Annotated in this window: 17 protein-coding genes and 4 tRNA genes; 20 read left to right on the top strand and 1 reads right to left on the bottom strand. The window is 64.0% G+C overall.

Features of this window, described 5'->3' with window-relative positions; translation table 11 throughout:
- Positions 1 to 56: 56 nt before the first annotated feature.
- The gene (locus WM94_RS24745; protein WP_015269430.1) at positions 57 to 935 is read right to left on the bottom strand and encodes a LysR family transcriptional regulator; all 879 of its coding nucleotides are present in this window, start codon (positions 933 to 935) and stop codon (positions 57 to 59) included.
- 131 nt (positions 936 to 1,066) lie between these two features.
- On the opposite strand from WM94_RS24745, the gene leuC reads away from it, so the two are divergent.
- The 20 genes from leuC to WM94_RS24645 all read left to right on the top strand — a co-directional run bounded on the left by leuC (position 1,067) and on the right by WM94_RS24645 (position 20,651).
- The gene (gene leuC / locus WM94_RS24740; RefSeq protein WP_013971600.1) at positions 1,067 to 2,500 is read left to right on the top strand and encodes a 3-isopropylmalate dehydratase large subunit; all 1,434 of its coding nucleotides are present in this window, start codon (positions 1,067 to 1,069) and stop codon (positions 2,498 to 2,500) included.
- Positions 2,497 to 3,141 (top strand): 3-isopropylmalate dehydratase small subunit, encoded by a 645-nt coding sequence (leuD, locus tag WM94_RS24735; RefSeq protein WP_015269431.1) that lies wholly within the window; start codon positions 2,497 to 2,499, stop codon positions 3,139 to 3,141. The genes leuC and leuD overlap by 4 nt, the downstream gene beginning before the upstream one ends.
- Before the next feature lie 149 nt (positions 3,142 to 3,290).
- Entirely contained in the window at positions 3,291 to 4,055 is a 765-nt protein-coding gene (locus WM94_RS24730; RefSeq protein ID WP_061552347.1) for a class I SAM-dependent methyltransferase, read from the top strand.
- A 54-nt stretch (positions 4,056 to 4,109) separates the two neighbouring features.
- A complete protein-coding gene (gene leuB / locus WM94_RS24725; protein WP_061552346.1) occupies positions 4,110 to 5,192 on the top strand; it encodes a 3-isopropylmalate dehydrogenase in 1,083 nt (360 codons plus the stop codon).
- 63 nt (positions 5,193 to 5,255) lie between these two features.
- On the top strand, positions 5,256 to 6,368 hold the full coding sequence (gene asd / locus WM94_RS24720) for an aspartate-semialdehyde dehydrogenase (RefSeq protein ID WP_061552345.1): 1,113 nt from the start codon (positions 5,256 to 5,258) through the stop codon (positions 6,366 to 6,368).
- 483 nt (positions 6,369 to 6,851) lie between these two features.
- On the top strand, positions 6,852 to 7,856 hold the full coding sequence (locus WM94_RS24715; protein WP_061552344.1) for an aspartate-semialdehyde dehydrogenase: 1,005 nt from the start codon (positions 6,852 to 6,854) through the stop codon (positions 7,854 to 7,856).
- A gap of 71 nt (positions 7,857 to 7,927) precedes the next feature.
- Positions 7,928 to 10,654, top strand: a complete 2,727-nt coding sequence (locus tag WM94_RS24710) for a FimV/HubP family polar landmark protein (protein ID WP_061552343.1) — start codon at positions 7,928 to 7,930, stop codon at positions 10,652 to 10,654.
- A 196-nt stretch (positions 10,655 to 10,850) separates the two neighbouring features.
- Positions 10,851 to 11,711: a tRNA pseudouridine(38-40) synthase TruA gene (truA, locus tag WM94_RS24705; protein WP_061552342.1), complete on the top strand. Its 861-nt coding sequence runs from the start codon at positions 10,851 to 10,853 to the stop codon at positions 11,709 to 11,711.
- A 61-nt stretch (positions 11,712 to 11,772) separates the two neighbouring features.
- A complete protein-coding gene (locus tag WM94_RS24700) occupies positions 11,773 to 12,393 on the top strand; it encodes a phosphoribosylanthranilate isomerase (protein ID WP_061552341.1) in 621 nt (206 codons plus the stop codon).
- A gap of 222 nt (positions 12,394 to 12,615) precedes the next feature.
- Positions 12,616 to 13,509 carry an acetyl-CoA carboxylase, carboxyltransferase subunit beta gene (gene accD, locus WM94_RS24695; RefSeq protein ID WP_025338243.1) on the top strand — a complete coding sequence of 298 codons (894 nt, stop codon included), beginning with the start codon at positions 12,616 to 12,618 and terminating at the stop codon, positions 13,507 to 13,509.
- On the top strand, positions 13,509 to 14,816 hold the full coding sequence (gene folC, locus WM94_RS24690) for a bifunctional tetrahydrofolate synthase/dihydrofolate synthase (protein WP_061552340.1): 1,308 nt from the start codon (positions 13,509 to 13,511) through the stop codon (positions 14,814 to 14,816). Before accD ends, folC begins: the two co-directional genes overlap by 1 nt.
- A complete protein-coding gene (locus WM94_RS24685) occupies positions 14,800 to 15,465 on the top strand; it encodes an SPOR domain-containing protein (RefSeq protein ID WP_061552339.1) in 666 nt (221 codons plus the stop codon). The genes folC and WM94_RS24685 overlap by 17 nt, the downstream gene beginning before the upstream one ends.
- Before the next feature lie 228 nt (positions 15,466 to 15,693).
- Positions 15,694 to 16,251, top strand: a complete 558-nt coding sequence (locus WM94_RS24680; RefSeq protein WP_013971612.1) for a CvpA family protein — start codon at positions 15,694 to 15,696, stop codon at positions 16,249 to 16,251.
- A gap of 42 nt (positions 16,252 to 16,293) precedes the next feature.
- On the top strand, positions 16,294 to 17,799 hold the full coding sequence (purF, locus tag WM94_RS24675; protein ID WP_013971613.1) for an amidophosphoribosyltransferase: 1,506 nt from the start codon (positions 16,294 to 16,296) through the stop codon (positions 17,797 to 17,799).
- Between the two features lie 16 nt (positions 17,800 to 17,815).
- Complete coding sequence (locus WM94_RS24670; protein ID WP_003258500.1) at positions 17,816 to 19,027, top strand: O-succinylhomoserine sulfhydrylase; 1,212 nt, start codon at positions 17,816 to 17,818, stop codon at positions 19,025 to 19,027.
- Complete coding sequence (locus WM94_RS24665) at positions 19,024 to 19,797, top strand: SDR family oxidoreductase (RefSeq protein WP_013971614.1); 774 nt, start codon at positions 19,024 to 19,026, stop codon at positions 19,795 to 19,797. Before WM94_RS24670 ends, WM94_RS24665 begins: the two co-directional genes overlap by 4 nt.
- 241 nt (positions 19,798 to 20,038) lie before the next feature.
- A tRNA-Val gene (locus tag WM94_RS24660) sits at positions 20,039 to 20,114 on the top strand.
- Positions 20,115 to 20,180: 66 nt separating this feature from the next.
- Positions 20,181 to 20,257 (top strand) — tRNA-Asp (locus WM94_RS24655).
- 99 nt (positions 20,258 to 20,356) lie between these two features.
- Positions 20,357 to 20,433: transfer RNA gene (locus tag WM94_RS24650), tRNA-Asp, on the top strand.
- Positions 20,434 to 20,574: 141 nt separating this feature from the next.
- A tRNA-Asp gene (locus WM94_RS24645) sits at positions 20,575 to 20,651 on the top strand.
- Positions 20,652 to 20,708 lie beyond the last annotated feature (57 nt).

Genomic DNA, 20,708 nt, shown 5'->3' with positions numbered 1-20,708 from the left:
CAGACCTTTGGCGTATGACGCGTCCTTGGAGGTGGCAATACCGGGCTGACGACCGGTCAGGCGGGCCCCGCGTGGCTGTCGAGCAGGGCCATGAATGCCCTGGCCGCGTTCGAAAGCGTACGCTCCGTGTGCAAAATGTAGCCTAGCTGGCGAGACAGCTGTATGCCCGGCAAGGCGATGGGTGCAACCTGTTCGTCGAGCATGGTGCGCGGCAGCACGCTCCAGGCCAGGCCGATGGACACCATCATCTTGATGGTTTCCAGATAGTTGGTGCTCATGGCGATGTTCGGCGTCAGGCCCTGGCTTTCGAACAGGCGCTGAACAATGTGGTGGGTAAAAGTGTTGCCGCCCGGGAACACGGCCGGGTGGCGGGCGACGTCGGCCAGGCTGACCGTGTTGTTGTTGGCCAGCGGGTGCTCGGGAGCGGCGACGAAGTCCAGGGCGTCGTCCCATACCGGCACGGCCTTGACCAGGTGGTGCGGCTCGGGTGCCAAGGTGATAACGGCAATCTCCGCGCGGCCATGGAGGATTTCGTCGTAGGCCGCTTCCGAATCCATGAACTGAATATCCAGCGCCACTGCAGGGTATTCCCGGGTGAAGGCCCGCAGCAGCGGGGGTAGGCGGTGCAAGCCGATATGGTGGCTGGTGGCAAGGGTCAGCCGACCACTCACTTCCCCGGTCAAATTGGTCAGCGCGCGCCGGGTATCATCGAGGACGTTGAGGATCTGGTAGGCGCGGGGAAGCAGGGCGCGGCCCGCCTCGGTCAGGGTCACCTCGCGGCCCAGCCGGTCGAACAGGCGCACATCCAGTTGCTGTTCCAGTCCGGCGATGCGTTTGCTGACGGCCGGTTGAGTCAGGAACAGGCGGTCGGCCGCCCCGGAAAAACTACCGGTTTCGGCAATTGCGATGAAGGCGCTAAGGTTGGCCAGATCCATGGGGTCGCATTCCTGTTGGTTATCCAAAGCATAAAAATTATGAATTTGAGTTATTCAATCTAACCCCCTAGCATCGACCGCACAAGCCAAGGGGTCTTTGGCATAGAAAGACGCTGATGAGGAACAGTCTGATGGCTGGCAAAACGCTCTACGACAAACTCTGGGAAGCCCATGAGGTCAAGCGCCGTGATGACGGCTCGTCCTTGATCTACATCGACCGTCACATCATCCACGAAGTGACGTCGCCCCAGGCCTTCGAAGGCCTGCGCCTGGCCAACCGCAAACCTTGGCGCATCGACGCCAACATCGCCACGCCTGACCACAACGTGCCGACCACGCCAGAGCGCAAGGGCGGTATCGAGGCCATCGTCGACCAGGTGTCGCGCCTGCAGGTGCAGACCCTCGACGAGAACTGTGACGAATACGGCATCGTCGAATTCAAGATGAATGACGAGCGTCAAGGCATCGTCCACGTCATCAGCCCGGAGCAGGGTGCCACCTTGCCTGGCATGACTGTGGTCTGCGGTGACTCGCACACCTCCACCCACGGCGCCTTCGGTGCCCTGGCCCACGGCATCGGCACCTCCGAAGTGGAGCACGTGCTTGCAACCCAGTGCCTGGTCGCCAAGAAAATGAAGAACATGCTGGTGCGCGTGGAAGGCCAGTTGCCTGCCGGCGTGACCGCCAAGGACATCGTCCTGGCCGTGATCGGCAAGATCGGTACCGCCGGTGGTAACGGCCACGCCATGGAATTTGCTGGCAGCGCCATCCGCGAATTGTCGATGGAAGGCCGCATGACCATCTGCAACATGTCCATCGAAGCCGGTGCCCGCGTAGGCCTGGTGGCGGTGGACGACACCACTGTTGCCTATGTCGAAGGCCGCCCGTACGCGCCGAAGGGCGAGCAGTGGAAGCAGGCGGTCGAAGCCTGGAAAGGCCTGGTCTCCGACGCTGACGCGGTGTTCGACACCGTGGTCGAGCTCGACGCTGCGCAAATCAAGCCGCAGGTCAGCTGGGGCACTTCGCCGGAGATGGTCCTCGCTGTCGACCAGCGCGTGCCGGACCCGGCTGCCGAGCCTGACCTGATCAAACGTGGTTCGATCGAGCGTGCCCTCAAGTACATGGGCCTCGCCGCCAACCAGGCGATCACCGATATCAAGCTCGACCGCGTCTTCATCGGTTCGTGCACCAACTCGCGTATCGAAGACCTGCGCGCTGCCGCCGAAATCGCCAAGGGCCGCAAGGTCGCTGCCAACGTCAAGCAGGCGCTGGTGGTGCCGGGTTCGGGCCTGGTCAAGGCCCAGGCCGAGCGCGAAGGCCTGGACAAGATCTTCCTCGAGGCCGGTTTCGAATGGCGTGAGCCAGGCTGCTCGATGTGCCTGGCGATGAACCCGGACCGCCTGGAGAGCGGCGAGCACTGCGCGTCTACCTCCAACCGCAACTTCGAAGGCCGTCAGGGGGCCGGTGGCCGCACCCACCTGGTCAGCCCGGCCATGGCCGCCGCCGCCGCGGTGACCGGCCACTTCATCGATGTCCGCGAGTTGATCCAAGGGAGCGCAGCATGAAAGCTTTTACCCAGCACACTGGCCTCGTCGCGCCGTTGGACCGTGCCAACGTCGACACCGACCAGATCATCCCCAAGCAGTTCCTTAAGTCGATCAAGCGCACCGGCTTCGGCCCCAACCTGTTCGACGAGTGGCGTTACCTGGATGTGGGCCAGCCTTACCAGGACAACAGCAAGCGCCCGCTGAACAAGGAGTTCGTGCTCAACCACGAACGCTACCAGGGTGCCAGCGTGTTGCTGGCGCGGGAGAACTTCGGTTGCGGCTCCAGCCGTGAGCACGCCCCGTGGGCGCTGGACGAGTACGGCTTCCGCAGCGTGATCGCGCCGAGTTTTGCCGACATCTTCTTCAACAACAGCTTCAAGAACGGCTTGCTGCCGATCATCCTCAGCGACGAGGAAGTCGACGAGTTGTTCAAGCAGGTCGAAGCCATCCCGGGCTATCAGCTGACCATCGACCTGCAGGCGCAGGCGGTGACCCGTCCGGATGGCAAGGTGCTGCACTTCGAGATCGATGCGTTTCGCAAGCACTGCCTGCTCAACGGCCTGGATGACATCGGCCTGACCCTGCAGGACAGCGATGCGATCAAGGCCTTCGAGGGCAAGCACCGCGCCGGGCAGCCTTGGCTGTTCCGTGATGCCTGAAGTTTGCAGGTGACAGTACCGGCCTATTCGCGGGCAAGCCCGCTCCCACAGGTACAGCGCAGGATTCGAAACCTGTAGAGGTCCTGTGGGAGCGGGTTTACCCGCGAAAGGGCCGGTACAGGCAGCAGAAAGACCAAAAGGATCGAGACATGACCAGCACCCAGCACACCGATGTGGTTCAACGCCAGTTCGGCGAACAGGCCAGCGCCTACCTCAGCAGCGCCGTGCACGCCCAAGGCAGTGAATTCGGCCTGCTGCAAGACGCGCTGGCAGGGCGGGGCCATGCCCGCGTGCTCGACCTTGGCTGCGGTGCCGGTCATGTCAGTTTCCATGTCGCCCCTCTGGTTGCCGAAGTGGTCGCCTACGACCTCTCGCAAGCCATGCTCGACGTGGTCGCCAGTGCCGCCGCCGAGCGCGGCCTGGCCAATATCACCACCGAGCGCGGTGCTGCCGAACGCCTGCCGTTTGCCGACGCCTCGTTCGACTTCGTCTTCAGCCGCTACTCGGCCCACCACTGGAGCGACCTGGGCCTGGCCCTGCGCGAAGTGCGCCGAGTGCTCAAGCCGGGTGGCGTGGCGGCGTTCATCGACGTCATGTCGCCGGGCAGCCCGCTGCTCGACACCTACCTGCAAACGGTCGAAGTACTGCGCGACACCAGCCACGTGCGCGATTATTCCGCTGCCGAATGGCAACTCCAGGTCAGCGAGGCTGGCCTGCATGTGCGCAGCCACACTCGCCAGCCGCTGCGCCTGGAGTTTTCCAGCTGGGTCGAGCGCATGCGCACCCCCGAGCCAATGCGCTTGGCAATTCGCCAATTGCAGCAAGCCATGGGTGAAGAAGTACGGCAGTATTACCGGATCGAGGCCGATGGTTCGTTCAGCACCGATGTGCTGGTGTTGTGGGCCGAGCGTTAAGAACTTTTCGGTGGGGCCCGCTTGGCCGCACCGCGTGATTGGATAGAGGAAAGCATGAGCAAGCAGATTCTGATTCTCCCAGGTGACGGTATCGGCCCGGAAATCATGGCCGAGGCGGTCAAGGTGCTGGAGGTGGCCAACGACAAGTTCCAGCTCGGCTTCAGCCTGGAGCACGATGTGATCGGTGGCGCCGCCATCGACAAGCACGGCGTGCCGCTGGCCGACGAGACCCTGGAGCGTGCGCGCAAGGCCGATGCCGTGCTGCTGGGCGCCGTGGGCGGGCCGAAGTGGGACAAGATCGAGCGTGACATCCGCCCCGAGCGCGGCCTGCTGAAAATCCGTTCGCAACTGGGCCTGTTCGCCAACCTGCGCCCGGCCATCCTCTACCCGCAACTGGCCGATGCCTCGTCGCTCAAGCCAGAGATCGTTTCCGGCCTGGACATCCTCATCGTCCGTGAGCTGACCGGCGGTATCTACTTCGGTGCCCCGCGTGGCCAGCGCGAGCTGGAAGGCGGCGAGCGCCAGGCCTACGACACCCTGCCGTACAGCGAAAGCGAAGTGCGCCGCATTGCCCGTGTCGGTTTCGACATGGCCCGCGTGCGCGGCAAGAAGCTGTGCTCGGTAGACAAGGCCAACGTCCTGGCTTCCAGCCAGCTGTGGCGTGAAGTGGTCGAGGACGTGGCCAAGGACTACCCGGATGTGGAGCTGAGCCACATGTACGTCGACAACGCCGCCATGCAGCTTGTGCGTGCGCCCAAGCAGTTCGATGTGATGGTGACCGACAACATGTTCGGTGACATTCTGTCGGATGAAGCTTCCATGCTGACCGGTTCCATCGGCATGCTGCCTTCGGCGTCGCTGGATGCCGACAACAAGGGCATGTACGAGCCGTGCCACGGCTCGGCACCGGACATCGCAGGCCTGGGCATCGCCAACCCGCTGGCGACCATCCTGTCGGTGTCGATGATGCTGCGTTACAGCTTCAATCAGTCGGCTGCCGCCGAGGCGATCGAGAAGGCCGTGAGCCTGGTCCTGGACCAGGGGCTGCGCACCGGCGACATCTTCTCGGAAGGCTGCCGCAAAGTTGGTACGCAGGAAATGGGCGACGCAGTAGTCGCAGCGCTGCGGAATCTGTAATCTCTCTGGCCCGCCACCCAAAATTCCCGGTGGCGGCCCACTTTTAGCAAAGGTGTAGTTGCGATGAAACGTGTAGGTCTGATCGGTTGGCGCGGTATGGTCGGTTCCGTGCTCATGCAGCGGATGCTGGAGGAGCAGGATTTCGACCTCATCGAGCCGGTGTTCTTCACCACCTCCAATGTTGGCGGCCAGGGCCCGAACGTGGGCAAGGATACAGCTCCGCTCAAGGATGCTTATTCGATCGAAGAACTCAAGACCCTCGACGTTATCCTGACCTGCCAGGGCGGCGACTACACCAACGAGGTCTTCCCCAAGCTGCGTGAAGCCGGCTGGCAGGGTTACTGGATCGACGCCGCCTCGTCCCTGCGCATGCAGGATAACGCGGTGATCATCCTCGACCCGGTCAACCGCAAGGTCATCGACCAGCAACTGGACGCGGGTACCAAGAACTACATCGGCGGCAATTGCACCGTCAGCCTGATGCTGATGGGCCTGGGTGGCCTGTTCGAAGCCGGCCTGGTCGAGTGGATGAGCGCCATGACCTACCAGGCGGCCTCGGGTGCCGGTGCGCAGAACATGCGCGAGCTGATCAAGCAGATGGGTGCTACCCATGCTGCCGTCGCCGATGACCTGGCTAACCCGGCCAGCGCCATCCTCGACATCGACCGCAAGGTTGCCGAGACCATGCGCAGCGAAGCGTTCCCGACCGAGAACTTCGGCGTGCCACTGGCTGGCAGCCTGATCCCGTGGATCGACAAGGAACTGCCGAACGGCCAGAGCCGTGAAGAGTGGAAGGCCCAGGCCGAGACCAACAAGATCCTCGGCCGCTTCAAGAGCCCGATCCCGGTCGACGGCATCTGCGTGCGCATCGGCGCCATGCGTTGCCACAGCCAGGCGCTGACCATCAAGCTGAACAAGGACGTGCCGCTGGCCGATATCGAAGGCATGATCAGCCAGCACAACCCTTGGGTGAAGCTGGTGCCTAACCAGCGTGAAATCAGCATGCAGGAGCTGAGCCCGACCAAGGTTACCGGCACCCTGAACATCCCGGTTGGCCGCCTGCGCAAGCTGAACATGGGCTCCCAGTACCTGGGCGCGTTCACCGTAGGTGACCAGCTGCTGTGGGGCGCGGCCGAGCCGCTGCGTCGCATGCTGCGGATTCTGCTGGAGCGTTGATCGTTCCGGTTTGACCGAAAACCCGCGCTGGTGACAGCGCGGGTTTTTTTAGGTCTGAAAAAGCATTTTGGCTGCAAGGTGCTCGCCACGGCATTTTCAGCGCCTGTGAGATCGAGCGCCGCCCGCGCGGCGCTTCGCAGCGCAAGGCTGCTCCTACCGTTTGTTTCGGGCCAATTATTCCTGTGAGCGCGGCACGCGGCCCCTGGCATACGCCTCGATATCGTGCCGGGCAAACGAGGCGGTCGCGTGCACTGGTACAGGCTTTACTGGCCCGAAACAAACGGTAGGAGCAGCCTTGCGCTGCGAAGCGCCGCCCGCGCGGCGCTCGATCTCGCAGGCGCCAAATATCTCGCGACAAGCCCATAGCCGCCATCACGCATCAAATGCGGGACCCGTCATGCCCACCATAGGGCCAACAAAGACAAACGCCTACAATCCAAGTAAAGTGCCGCCCCCGCCGTTTTCTGCAAAAGGATCCCTTCCATGACACACCCTTTGGACATCGCCGTCGTCGGCGCCACCGGCAGCGTCGGTGAAGCCCTGGTGCAGATCCTCGAAGAGCTGGATTTCCCGGTCGCCACCCTGCACCTGCTGGCCAGCATGGAATCGGCGGGCAGTAGCGTGATGTTCGCCGGAAAGAAGCTGAAGGTACGTGAGGTGGACAGCTTCGACTTTGCCCAGGCCAAGCTGGCCTTTTTCGCCGCAGGCGCCGCAGTCAGCCGAAGCTTTGCCAGCAAGGCGCTGCAGGCAGGCTGCACGGTCATCGACCTGTCCGCTGGTCTGGACGACGCCCTGGCTCTGGTGCCCGAAGCCAACGCCGAACGCCTGGTTGACCTGGCATTGCCCGCGCGCATCGTCAGCCCGTGCTCGGCCGCGGTTGCCCTGGCCGTTGCTCTGGCACCGCTCAAGCGCCTGCTGGATATCGAACGGGTGCAGGTGATGGCCGCGCTGGCGGTGTCCGCACAAGGTCGGGAAGCTGTCAACGAACTCGCCCGGCAAACTGCCGAGCTGCTCAATGCCCGGCCCCTGGAACCGCGCTTCTTCGATCGCCAGGTGGCGTTCAACATGTTGGCGCAGGTCGGTGCCGCCGATGAGCAAGGCCACACCGCCCTGGAGCGCCGCCTGGTCAGCGAGCTGCGTGTGCTGCTGGGCCTGCCTGAACTGAAGATTTCCGTGAGCTGCGTTCAAGTCCCGGTGTTTTTCGGCGATAGCTTCACTGTGGCGGTACAGAGCCGTCGCCCGGTCGACCTGGAGGCGGTCAACCAGGCCCTCGAGGCGGCTGACAGCGTCGAACTGGTGGAGCGCGACGATTATCCGACTCCGGTAGGCGACGCAGTAGGCCAGGACGTGGTCTATGTTGGTCGTGTACGGCATGGTGTTGATGAAGACCAGCAGCTCAACCTCTGGCTGACCACCGACAACGTGCGCAAAGGCGCCGCGCTCAATGCCGTGCAAGTGGCGCAATTGTTGATTAAACACATGCCGTAAAAGATACTGGCGAGCACTATTGTCCTGCTCCGCATGCAGGTTTCAGGACGCTTTATACAAGGGAAGAGGTCATGCTTCGAATTCGCAAACTGGTTCTGGCCATGGCTGCAGCATCGGCGCTGTCGTCGGGCATGGCGAATGCCCTGGGTCTGGGGGAACTGACCCTCAAATCGGCACAGAACCAGCCCCTGGACGCCGAGATCGAACTGCTCGACGTGCGCGACCTCACCGCTGCCGAAGTGGCACCGAGCCTGGCGCCGCCGGAAGATTTCAGCAAGGCCGGGGTGGCATTCCCAACCTACCTCGAAGACCTAACCTTCACACCGGTGATCAACCCCAACGGCAAGAGCGTGCTGCGTGTTACCTCCAGCCAGCCGCTACCGGAGCCGGTGGTAAAGTTCCTGGTCCAGGTGATGTGGCCGCAGGGCCGCCTGCTGCGTGACTACAGCGTGTTGCTCGACCAGGCCAAGGCCCAGGGCGACAAGCCTGCGGCAGGCAATGTCGCGCCAGCGGTGACCGCTGCCGGCAGCTATACCACCCAGCGCCGGGACACCCTGTGGCAGATTGCCGCGCGCAATACCCAGGGCGGCTCGATCCAGCAGACCATGATCGCGATTCAGGCCCTGAACCCGGACGCGTTCATCGGCAACAACATCAACCAGCTGAAGGTTGGCCAGGTGTTGCGCCTGCCCGACCAGCAGCAGATCCAGAACATCCCGCAGGGCGAGGCGACCGCCGAGGTGGCCGAGCAGTATGCTGCCTGGCGTGAAGGCCGTCGCCTGGGCCCGCGTGCCCGCCAGCTGGACGCCACTCGCCGCGGTGCCGCCGAGGCAGCTCCGGCGCGTATCGCCCAGGGCGACAACCTGCGCCTGGTCAGCCCGGGCAACCAGGCCGGTGCTGGCCAGGCCAAGGCCCTCAATGACAAGCTGGCGGTGGCCCAGGAAAGCCTGGACACCAGTCGTCGCGACAACGAAGAGCTCAAGAGCCGCATGGCCGACCTGCAGAGCCAGCTGGACAAGCTGCAGCGTCTGATCGAGTTGAAGAACAACCAGCTGGCCCGCCTTGAAGCGCAGGGGGCGGCTGCACCGGCCGAACCGGTCGTTAAGCCTGCGCCTGACGCCGTCGATACCTCACCCAAACCGGTGTCTGCCGCCGAAGCTGCACCTGCCGCCGGCCAGCCAGGTAGCGTCGTCGACGAAATCATGGGCAACCCGCTGCTGCTCGGGCTGATTGCCGGTAGTGCCTTCCTCGTACTGTTGCTTCTGCTGCTGTTGCTGGCGCGCAAGCGCAAGGCCCAGCAGGAGGCTGAAAAACACCTGCGCATGGCGCGGGCGCTGGAAGAAGAGCAGGGCGCAGGCTTTGACAGCGATAGCGCAAGCTTCGATGGCGTAGAAGTCTCGGCGCCGAGCGTGACCCTGTCGCCGGCCGTGGTCGCCGCTTCGGCTGCCGCCGCCACCGCCGCGGAAAAAACGGCGGCGCCCGCCTTCGAAGCGCAACCTGAACCGCAAGCCGACCCCCATGCCGCGCTGCTGGCGGAAGTCGAGCAATGCGTGGCCGAAGGCCGCCTGAACCGCGCTACCGACCTGTTGGAACCTGCCGTGGCCGCCGCGCCGCAGCGTGACGACCTGCGCCTGAAACTGATGGATGTGTACGCCCGCCAGGGTGACCAGAGCGCGTTCGTCGAGCAGGAGCGCAAGTTGCCGGCCAGTGAGCAGAACAGTGCAGCGGTTGCCGGGCTGAAAGAGCGCTACCCGGCCATGCTCGGCCTGGCCGCTGTCGGCCTGGGCGCGGCGGCCCTGGCTGCCGAGATGGATGAGCAGTACGTGCAGGAGCTGTTGCAGGATCAGCCTGATACGCAAGTCGTTGCCGATGTGGCGCCGGAGGAAGTGCCGGCGGTCGAGCCAGAGGTGGCGATTGAACCAGAGGCCGTTGCCCTGGCGGAACCTGAAGCAACGCTCGAACCCGAAGTTGATCTGGATGCTGAGCTGGATGCCTTCGATGAAGTGCCGACCCTCGATGCGCCGGGCCTGGACGAGCAGGACCTGGACAGTGCCTTCGACCTGAGCCTGGGTGACGACCTGCCCGAGCAAGACCCGCTGGCAGCGCCGCTGCTGGACGAATCTGTGGCCCAGCAACCTGTAGTCGAAGAGCCGGTACTGGATGAACCCGTGCTGGAATCGGCTCAGCCCGAAGACGAGCCGTTTGCGGTGGACGCCGAGCTACAGGCCGACGCTGACGCCGAATTCGAGGCCATGCTGGCACAGGCCGAGCCACAGCCCGCTGTGGACCTGTCCGACTTCGACCTCGACATCAGCGAGCCGGTTGCCCCGGCCGCCCCGGCTGCGGTCGACGAAACCCCGGTGGATGTCGCTGCCGAGCTGGCTGCCTTCGACAGCGAGCCAGCGTTCGACCCGCTTTCCGAGTTCGATCTGCCATCCGACTTCGATCTTTCACTGTCGCTGGAAGACGATTCGCCGGCAGCCAAGAGCTTTGCCTCGGAGCTGGACAACGTCAACGCCGAACTGGACAAGCTGTCGCAGAGCCTCGAGTCGCCGTCGCTGGAGCCGCACTTCACCAGCGAGGATGCGGCCGCCCAGCCAGAGCCCGAACCACTGGACGACCTGGACTTCGACTTCTTCTCCGGTAGCGACGAAGTGGCCACCAAGCTTGACCTGGCCCGCGCCTATATCGACATGGGCGACAACCAGGGCGCTCGCGACATCCTCGATGAAGTGGTCAAGGATGGCGACGACAGCCAGCGTCAGGAGGCCGAGGACATGCTCTCCCGGTTGGTCTGATGTAAGCAGGGCCGGCCTCTTCGCGGGCTTGCCCGCTCCCACAGGATCTCCACACATTTTCGACCTTGTGAGTAACCTGTGGGAGCGGGCGAGCCCGCGAAGAGGCCCTCAAATGCGGTGCATATTCAACGGCAGCCCTACACGGCTGCCGTTGTCGTTATAATCCCCGCCATTCCGTACACCCCCCACAGGTTTCATGCTCTTGGACATCATCGACACCGCCGCCGCCGAGTCTGCGGCCGAAGGCTACTTCCGCATCGCCCTGGGCGTGGAATACAAAGGCGCGCGCTATCGTGGCTGGCAGCGCCAGGCCAGTGGCGTGCCCAGTGTCCAGCAGGCCCTGGAGCAGGCCCTGTCCAAGGTGGCCAACGAGCCCATCTCGGTAATCTGCGCCGGGCGCACCGACGCCGGTGTGCATGGCTGCGGGCAGATCGTGCACTTCGACACCCGCGCCGTGCGCGATGAGCGCGCCTGGACCATGGGCACCAACTTCAACCTGCCCCATGACATCAGCGTGGTCTGGTCGCGGCCGATGCCGGCCGACTTCCATGCCCGCTTCAAGGCCTGCGCCCGGCGTTACCGCTACGTCATCTACAACGACCCGATCCGCCCGGCCCACCTGGCCGAGGAAGTCACCTGGAACCACCGCCCGCTGGATGTCGAACGCATGGCCGAAGCCGCGCAGTACCTGCTTGGTACCCATGACTTCAGTGCCTTCCGCGCCAGCCAGTGCCAGGCCAAGTCGCCGATCAAGCACATCTACCATCTGCGCGTCACCCGCCATGGCCAGATGATCGTGCTGGACGTTCGCGCCACGGCTTTCCTGCACCACATGGTGCGTAACATTGCCGGTGTACTGATGACCATCGGTGCCGGAGAGCGCCCGGTCACCTGGGCGCGTGAGGTGCTGGAAGGGCGCAACCGCCGCGAAGGTGGGGTCACGGCGCACCCATACGGCCTCTACCTGGTGCAGGTGGAGTACCCCGAGGAGTACGCGCTGCCCAAGCGTTACATCGGTCCACACTTTTTGACCGGTTACGAAGCATTGGCAGACTGACGGGCGAAAAGTCATTTGCTAACATCCGGCCTTTCACCGTAACAAGCAGGGTTCGCTGTCCATGAGCAATGTTCGCAGCAAGATCTGCGGGATTACCCGCATCGAAGACGCACTGGCCGCTGCCGAAGCAGGGGCCGATGCCATCGGCTTCGTCTTCTATGCCAAGAGCCCGCGCGCCGTGGACGTGCGCCAGGCGCGGGCGATCATTGCCGAGCTGCCGCCGTTCGTGACCACGGTCGGTTTGTTCGTCAATGCTTCGCGCTGCGAGCTGAACGAGATCCTCGAAGCGGTTCCGCTGGACCTGCTACAGTTCCACGGCGACGAAACCCCACAGGACTGCGAAGGCTACCACCGCCCCTGGATCAAGGCCCTGCGCGTACGCCCGGGCGACGACCTGGAGGCGGCCTGCCGGTTCTACGCTGGTGCCCGCGGCATTCTGCTGGACACCTACGTGCCGGGCGTACCCGGAGGCACCGGTGAAGCGTTCGACTGGTCGCTGGTGCCTGCGCGCCTGAGCAAACCGATCATCCTGGCGGGCGGGCTGTCTGCCGACAATGTCGGCCAGGCCATCGCCCAGGTGCGGCCATACGCGGTGGATGTCAGTGGCGGCGTGGAGCAAGCCAAGGGCATCAAGGACGCGGCGAAGATCGAGGCCTTCATGCGTGCGGTGAAACAGGCGTGATGGCAGATGTGACGGCTGGCTGCGCGCCATCGTCCATAGCTTTCGCAGCCCTGCGGGGCAGCCGCCTGCGCCTGTGGCGGCAAGACAACACATTAGCGGTGGGGTGGCGCGCTGGAAGTCCCGGCGGCCGGTCCATCATCGTTTCATAAAAGATTTTGAGCTCAAGGGCAGGGCAGGGCCGGCGACACCGGCCCACGCCTGCCAATACTGGAGAAAGAAAGCATGAGCAACTGGTTAGTCGACAAACTGATCCCTTCGATCATGCGTTCCGAGGTGAAGAAGAGCTCGGTGCCTGAAGGCCTGTGGCACAAGTGCCCGGCCTGCGAGGCCGTGCTGTATCGTCCGGAGCTGGAAAAGACCCTGGATGTCTGCCCCAAGTGCAACCACCACATGCGCATCGGCGCACGTGCGCGCATCGACATCTTCCTCGACGCCGATGGCCGTGCCGAACTGGGCGCCGACCTGGAGCCGGTCGACCGCCTGAAGTTCCGTGATGGCAAGAAGTACAAGGACCGCCTGACCGGCGCGCAGAAGCAGACCGGCGAGAAGGACGCCCTGATCTCCATGAGCGGCACCCTGATGGGCATGCCGATCGTGGTCAGCGCCTTCGAGTTCTCGTTCATGGGCGGCTCCATGGGTGCCATCGTCGGCGAGCGCTTCGTGCGCGCGGCCAACTATGCCCTGGAGCACCGCTGCCCGATGGTCTGCTTCTCCGCTTCGGGCGGTGCACGCATGCAGGAAGCGCTGATCTCGCTGATGCAGATGGCCAAGACCTCGGCCGTGCTGGCGCGCCTGCGCGAAGAAGGCATCCCGTTCATCTCGGTACTGACCGACCCTGTATACGGTGGTGTTTCCGCCAGCCTGGCCATGCTCGGTGACGTGATCGTCGGCGAGCCGAAGGCACTGATCGGCTTCGCCGGCCCGCGCGTGATCGAACAGACCGTGCGCGAGAAGCTGCCGGAAGGCTTCCAGCGCAGCGAGTTCCTGCTGGAGCACGGCGCCATCGACCTGATCATCTCCCGTGGCGAGCTGCGCCCGCGTCTGGCCCGCCTGCTGGCGCAGATGACCGGCCAGGAAACCCCGGAGCAAGCGCGTGAGGCGGCTGCCGTCGCGTGATGAAACAACGATCCCTGGGCGAATGGCTCGCCTACCTCGAGCAGTTGCACCCCTCGGCCATCGACATGGGTCTGGAGCGGTCGCAGAAGGTGCTTGCCCGGCTGGCGCTGGGCAAGCTGGCGCCACGTGTGGTGACGGTAACCGGCACCAACGGCAAGGGCTCGACCTGTGCCTTCGTGGCCTCGCTGCTGCGTGCCCAGGGGTTGAAGGTTGGCGTGTACAGCTCGCCGCACCTGTTGCGTTACAACGAGCGGGTGCTGATCGATGGCCAAGAGGCCAGCGATGAGCGCCTGTGCGAAGCCTTCGCCGCCGTCGAGGCGGCGCGGGGCGAAATTTCCCTGACCTACTTCGAGATGGGCACTCTGGCCGCGTTCTGGTTGTTCTACCAGTCGCAGCTGGATGCCGTGGTACTGGAAGTGGGGCTTGGTGGCCGCCTGGACACCGTGAACGTGGTGGATGCCGACCTGGCCCTGGTGACCAGCATCGGCGTCGATCATGTCGATTACCTGGGTGATACCCGCGAGCTGGTGGCCTTCGAGAAGGCAGGCATCTTCCGTCAGGGCAAGCCGGCACTGTGCGGTGACCTGGATCCGCCTCAGCCGCTGCTGGACAAGGCCGCCGAACTGGCTGCGCCGCTGTTCCTGCGTGGTCGTGACTTCGACCTGGCCATTGCCGATGGCAGCTGGAGCTGGCGGGGTACTGCGGCTGATGGAGCGCCGGTAGAGCTGCTTGGCCTGCCTTTGCTCGACCTGCCCATGGAAAACGCCACGCTGGCCCTGCAGGCCTACCTGCTGATGGGGCTGCCCTGGGACGCCGGGCAGATTCGCCAGGCGCTGCTGGATACCCGCATCACGGGTCGCCTCGACCGTCGCCAGCTGAGCTGGCAGGGCAAGCCGGTGGAACTGTTGCTGGATGTCGGGCACAACCCGCACGCCGCGGAGTACCTGGCCCGGCGCCTGGCGGCCCGGCCGCTGAAGGGGCGCCGCCTGGCGGTGTTCGGCCTGCTCGCCGACAAGGACCTGGACGGTGTTGTCGCGCCGCTGCAGGGGCTGGTCGACGACTGGGCAGTGGCGCCACTGGATACCCCGCGCAGCCGCCCGGCTGCGGAGCTGGCCATGGCCTTGACGAACGTCGGCGCCGCGGTGAAGTCTTATGCCAGCGTCGATGCTGCCCTTGAAGGGCAATGCGCGCAGGCAACGGCGGATGACCAGATCTTGCTGTTCGGTTCGTTTTTCTGTGTTGCCCAGGCACTGGAATGGCTGGAGCGGCACGCCCAGGAGGGTGGAGTAGATGGCAGTGCTGGATAAAGGGATGAAACAGCGCATGGTGGGTGCGTTGGTGCTGGTGGCGCTGGCGGTGATTTTCCTGCCGATGCTGTTCACCCGCGAGGACGAGATGCGTCAGGTGCGCGTCGATGCCCCGCAGGCGCCGGCCATGCCAAGCCTGCCGGAAGTGAAGGTGGAGCCGGTCGCAGTGCCGGAGCCGCAGGCCATTGCGCAAGAGCCGCAACAGCCACCGGTGGTGGTGGACGAGTCCACCGCGCCGGCGAGCACGCCCAGCCAGCCGATTACACCGTCACCGCAGACCCAGCCTCAAGTGCAGGTGCAGCCCCAGCCTCAGCCTGCCAAGCCGCAGGCGCCTGTGGCCAAGGTCGAGCCTCAGCCGGCAGCCAAGCCGGCCGTGCCGACGGCGCCATCGAAGATCGACGTCAATGGCCTGCCGGTCAGCTGGTCGATCCAGTTGGCCAGCCTGTCCAACCGTGCCGGGGCCGAAAAGCTGCAGCAAACCTTGCGTAGCCAGGGTTACAACGCCTATATCCGCTCGGCGGGTGGCATGAACCGGGTGTACGTGGGGCCGCTGATCGAGCGGGCCGAGGCCGAGCGCGTGCGCGACGCCATCAACCGCCAGAACAGCCTCAAGGGCTTCGTGGTGCGTTTCCAGCCTGAGCGCAGCTGAGTCTGGCTGACTCGGGCCCTTGTAGGAGCGGCCTTGTGTCGCGATCTGGCCGCATGGCGGCCCTAGCGATTTTGGCTGTGTCCGAGACCCTTGGGGCCGCTGTGCGGCCCGATCGCGACACAAGGCCGCTCCTACAGAAGTGCGCATGCTAATCCACCCGACATTCCGCTTACTCCCAGCCCGCCGCTCTGTTAAAATGCGCCGCCTCAAACGTCTGCAGGCAGCACCGTGGCATTTACCTTGGTTGATTGGGCGATCATCGCGATCATCGCCGTCTCCACACTGATCAGTCTCAAGCGCGGCTTCGTCAAGGAAGCCTTGTCCTTGCTCATCTGGATCATTGCCGGTGCGGTTGCCTGGATGTTCGGCGGTTCGCTCTCGGTGTATCTTGAAAGCTACATCCAGACGCCGTCGATGCGCGTCATCGCCGGCTGCGCCATTCTTTTCGTCGCCACCTTGCTGGTGGGGGCCATGATCAACTTCCTCATCGGCGAGCTGATTCGCGTGACCGGGCTGTCCGGCACCGATCGTTTCCTGGGCATGGCCTTTGGCGCCGCGCGCGGGGCCTTGCTGGTGGTGGTGGCCATCGGGCTGATCAGCCTGGGGCCGGTTCAACAAGACACCTGGTGGCAGGAATCACGCCTGATACCACAATTTCTCTTGGTCGCCGACTGGTCGAAAAACCTGATCCTGGGTTTTACCGGCCAGTGGACACCTAGTGGGCTGATCGGCACTCCAGCTGATCTTCCGTTCAAGGAACAGTTGCTCGGGCCGGCAAAGCCCTGAGCACTATTCACTCAAGTTTCGTCAAAGTAGGGGTTGCGTCGCATGTGTGGCATCGTCGGTATCGTCGGTAAGTCGAACGTCAATCAGGCGCTGTATGACGCGCTTACGGTCCTCCAGCACCGCGGCCAGGACGCTGCCGGTATCGTGACCAGCCATGACGGCCGGTTGTTCCTGCGCAAGGATAATGGCCTGGTGCGCGACGTGTTCCAGCAGCGCCACATGCAGCGCCTGGTCGGCAGCATCGGTATCGGCCACGTGCGCTACCCGACGGCGGGCAGCTCGACCTCGGCCGAGGCGCAGCCGTTCTACGTCAACTCGCCGTATGGCATCACCCTGGCGCACAACGGCAACCTGACCAACGTCGAGCAGCTGGCCAAGGAGATCTACGAGTCCGACCTGCGCCACGTCAACACCAACTCCGACTCGGAAGTACTGCTGAACGTGTTCGCCCATGAGCTGGCGGTGCGTGGCAAGCTGCAGCCGACCGAAGAAGACGTGTTCGCCGCGGTTTCCCACGTGCACAGCCGCTGCGTTGGCGGTTACGCCGTGGTGGCGATGATCACCGGCTACGGCATCGTCGGCTTCCGCGACCCCAACGGCATCCGCCCGGTGGTGTTCGGCCAGCGTCACACCGACGAAGGCGTGGAATACATGATCGCTTCGGAAAGCGTGGCCCTGGACGTCCTCGGCTTCACCCTGATCCGCGACCTGGCGCCGGGCGAAGCGGTATACATCACCGAAGAAGGCCAGCTGTACACCAAGCAGTGCGCCGAAGCACCGAAGCTGCAACCGTGCATCTTCGAGCATGTCTACCTGGCCCGCCCTGACTCGATCATGGATGGCGTGTCGGTGTACAAGGCCCGTCTGCGCATGGGTGAAAAACTGGCCGACAAGATCATGCGCGAACGTCCCGAGCATGACATCGACGTGGTCATCCCGATCCCGGACACCAGCCGCACCGCGGCCCTGGAGCTGGCCAACCGTCTGGGCGTGAAGTTCCGCGAAGGTTTCGTCAAGAACCGCTACATCGGCCGTACCTTCATCATGCCAGGCCAGGCCGCGCGCAAGAAATCGGTACGCCAGAAGCTCAATGCCATCGAACTGGAGTTCCGCGGCAAGAACGTGATGCTGGTGGACGACTCGATCGTGCGCGGCACCACCTGCAAGCAGATCATCCAGATGGCCCGCGAAGCCGGCGCCAAGAACGTCTACTTCTGCTCCGCAGCTCCTGCCGTGCGCTACCCCAACGTCTACGGCATCGACATGCCGAGTGTTCACGAACTGATCGCCCACAACCGTACCACCGAACAGGTGGCCGAGTTGATTGGCGCCGACTGGCTGGTCTACCAGGACCTGCCGGACCTGATCGACTCGGTCGGTGGCGGCAAGATCAAGATCGATCAGTTCGATTGTGCGGTGTTCAACGGTGAGTATGTCACTGGCGATATCGACGAAGCCTACCTCGACCGCATCGAGCAGGCTCGTAACGACCTGGCCAAGGCCAAGAACCAGGCGGTCAGTGCGATCATCGACCTCTACAACAACTGATTTCGGGAGCGACGGCATGACGGATCAATGGGATGCCGGACGACTGGACAGTGACCTCGAGGGTGTCGGTTTCGACACCCTGGCGGTGCGCGCCGGTCAAAACCGTACACCGGAGGCCGAGCACAGCGAAGCGCTGTTCCTGACCTCCAGCTATGTGTTCCGCACGGCTGCCGATGCCGCCGCGCGCTTTGCCGGTGAAACGCCGGGCAACGTCTATTCGCGCTACACCAACCCGTCGGTGCGTGCCTTCGAGGAGCGCCTGGCGGCGATGGAAGGCGCCGAGCAGGCTGTGGGCACCTCCACCGGCATGGCGGCGATCCTCGCCGTGGTGATGTCGCTTTGCAGTGCCGGTGACCATGTGCTGGTGTCGCAGAGTGTGTTCGGCTCGACCATCAGCCTGTTCGAGAAGTACTTCAAGCGCTTTGGCGTGCAGGTGGACTACGTGCCACTGGTCGACCTCGCCGGCTGGGAAAAGGCCATCAAGGCCAATACCAAGCTGCTGATCGTCGAATCGCCGTCCAACCCGCTGGCAGAGCTGGTCGATATCACCGCGCTCAGCGAAATCGCCCATGCCCACGGCGCCATGCTGGTGGTGGACAACTGCTTCAGCACCCCGGCGCTGCAGCAGCCGCTGAAGCTGGGTGCCGACATCGTGTTCCACTCGGCCACCAAGTTCATCGACGGCCAGGGCCGCTGCATGGGTGGCGTGGTTGCCGGCCGTGCCGAGCAGATGAAAGAAGTGGTGGGCTTCCTGCGTACCGCAGGCCCCACCCTCAGCCCGTTCAACGCCTGGATCTTCACCAAGGGCCTGGAAACCCTGCGCCTGCGCATGCGTGCGCACTGCGAAAGCGCCCAGCTGCTGGCCGAATGGCTGGAGCAGCAGGAGGGCGTGGAGAAGGTGCATTACGCCGGCCTGCCGAGCCACCCGCAGCACGAACTGGCCAAGCGCCAGATGAGTGGCTTCGGTGCGGTGGTCAGCTTCGAGGTCAAGGGTGGCAAAGAAGGCGCCTGGCGCTTCATCGACGCTACCCGGGTGATTTCCATCACCACCAACCTGGGTGACAGCAAGACCACCATCGCCCACCCGGCCACCACCTCCCACGGTCGCCTGACGCCGCAGGAGCGTGAAGCCGCGGGTATCCGCGACAGCCTGATCCGGGTTGCCGTGGGCCTGGAAGATGTGGCCGACCTGCAGGCCGACCTGGCGCGCGGGTTGGCGGCACTGTGATTGAAATTCGCGGCGGCACGCCCGGCCATAACGGCCGGGTAGCCCTGGTGACCGGTGCCGCACGCGGCATCGGCCTGGGTATTGCCGCCTGGTTGATCTGCGAAGGCTGGCAGGTGGTGCTCAGCGACCTCGACCGCCAGCGCGGCGCAAAGGCGGCCAAGGCGCTGGGTGACAATGCCTGGTTCATCACCATGGACGTTGCCGACGAGGCCCAGGTCAGCGCCGGGGTGTCGGAGGTGCTGGGGCAGTTTGGTCGCCTGGACGCGCTGGTGTGCAATGCGGCCATCGCCAACCCGCACAACCAGACCCTGGAAAGCCTGAGCCTGGCGCAGTGGAACCGGGTGCTGGCGGTCAACCTCAACGGCCCGATGCTGCTGGCCAAGCATTGTGCGCCGTACCTGCGTGCGCACAATGGGGCGATCGTCAATCTCACCTCCACCCGGGCGCGGCAGTCCGAGCCCGATACCGAGGCCTACGCAGCGAGCAAGGGCGGCCTGGTGGCCTTGACCCATGCCTTGGCCATGAGCCTGGGCCCGGAGATTCGCGTCAATGCGGTGAGCCCGGGCTGGATCGATGCCCGTGATCCGTCGCAGCGCCGTGCCGAGCCGTTGACCGAGGCGGACCATGCCCAGCACCCGACGGGCAGGGTAGGGACGGTGGAAGACGTGGCGGCCATGGTTGCCTGGCTGTTGTCTCGGCAAGCGGCGTTCGTCACCGGCCAGGAGTTCGTGGTCGATGGCGGCATGACCCGCAAGATGATCTACACCTGAGCCTTGTGCATATCCTGTACCGGCCTCTTCGCGGGCACGCCCGCTCCCACAGATGCAGCGCAGTTCTCAAGACCTGTGCGGTACCTGTGGGAGCGGGTTTACCCGCGAAGAGGCCGCCACAGGCAACCGAACCGCTTTTTGCTCCTTTCTGAAAAAAATTCAATGGGGCTATTGACTTAGCTTCGCCACCTGCGTAAATTTCGCGGCCTCAGCGAAGCAAACGCAACAAGCAACATCGCGAGGGTGATTAGCTCAGCCGGGAGAGCATCTGCCTTACAAGCAGAGGGTCGGCGGTTCGATCCCGTCATCACCCACCACTTCCTGAGATGTTCCTGGTGCTTCAGGTTTCGCAAGAAACCGATAGCCAGAGAGGAACGCACTGCGCAGCGGTAGTTCAGTCGGTTAGAATACCGGCCTGTCACGCCGGGGGTCGCGGGTTCGAGTCCCGTCCGCTGCGCCATTTTTCAGTATCAGATGGGTGCCTGGCACCGGTCTGAAGCCACAAGGTAAACGCCTTGGGCTGATCCCAGTTTCAATCGGGCGAAAGCCTGAACGATACGCAGCGGTAGTTCAGTCGGTTAGAATACCGGCCTGTCACGCCGGGGGTCGCGGGTTCGAGTCCCGTCCGCTGCGCCATCTTCGTTTCAAGGTCCCTTGAACACCTTGAAGCAAACACAAGAGAAGCGATCACGTTATCGCTTTTTTTGTGCCTGTCCTGAGGCCATCGCGCCGGAAGGGTAGACCCAGGTTTCAATCGGGCGCAAGCCTGAATGATACGCAGCGGTAGTTCAGTCGGTTAGAATACCGGCCTGTCACGCCGGGGGTCGCGGGTTCGAGTCCCGTCCGCTGCGCCATCTTCGCCTCGAGGCCCCTTGAACGTCTCGAAGCCACGAGAAGCGACCTTAGGGTCG

It is taken from the genome of Pseudomonas sp. ABFPK (assembly GCF_001586765.1).
In the GTDB taxonomy this organism is placed as follows: domain Bacteria; phylum Pseudomonadota; class Gammaproteobacteria; order Pseudomonadales; family Pseudomonadaceae; genus Aquipseudomonas; species Aquipseudomonas asiatica.
This window is presented reverse-complemented; position numbering and strand designations above follow the sequence as displayed.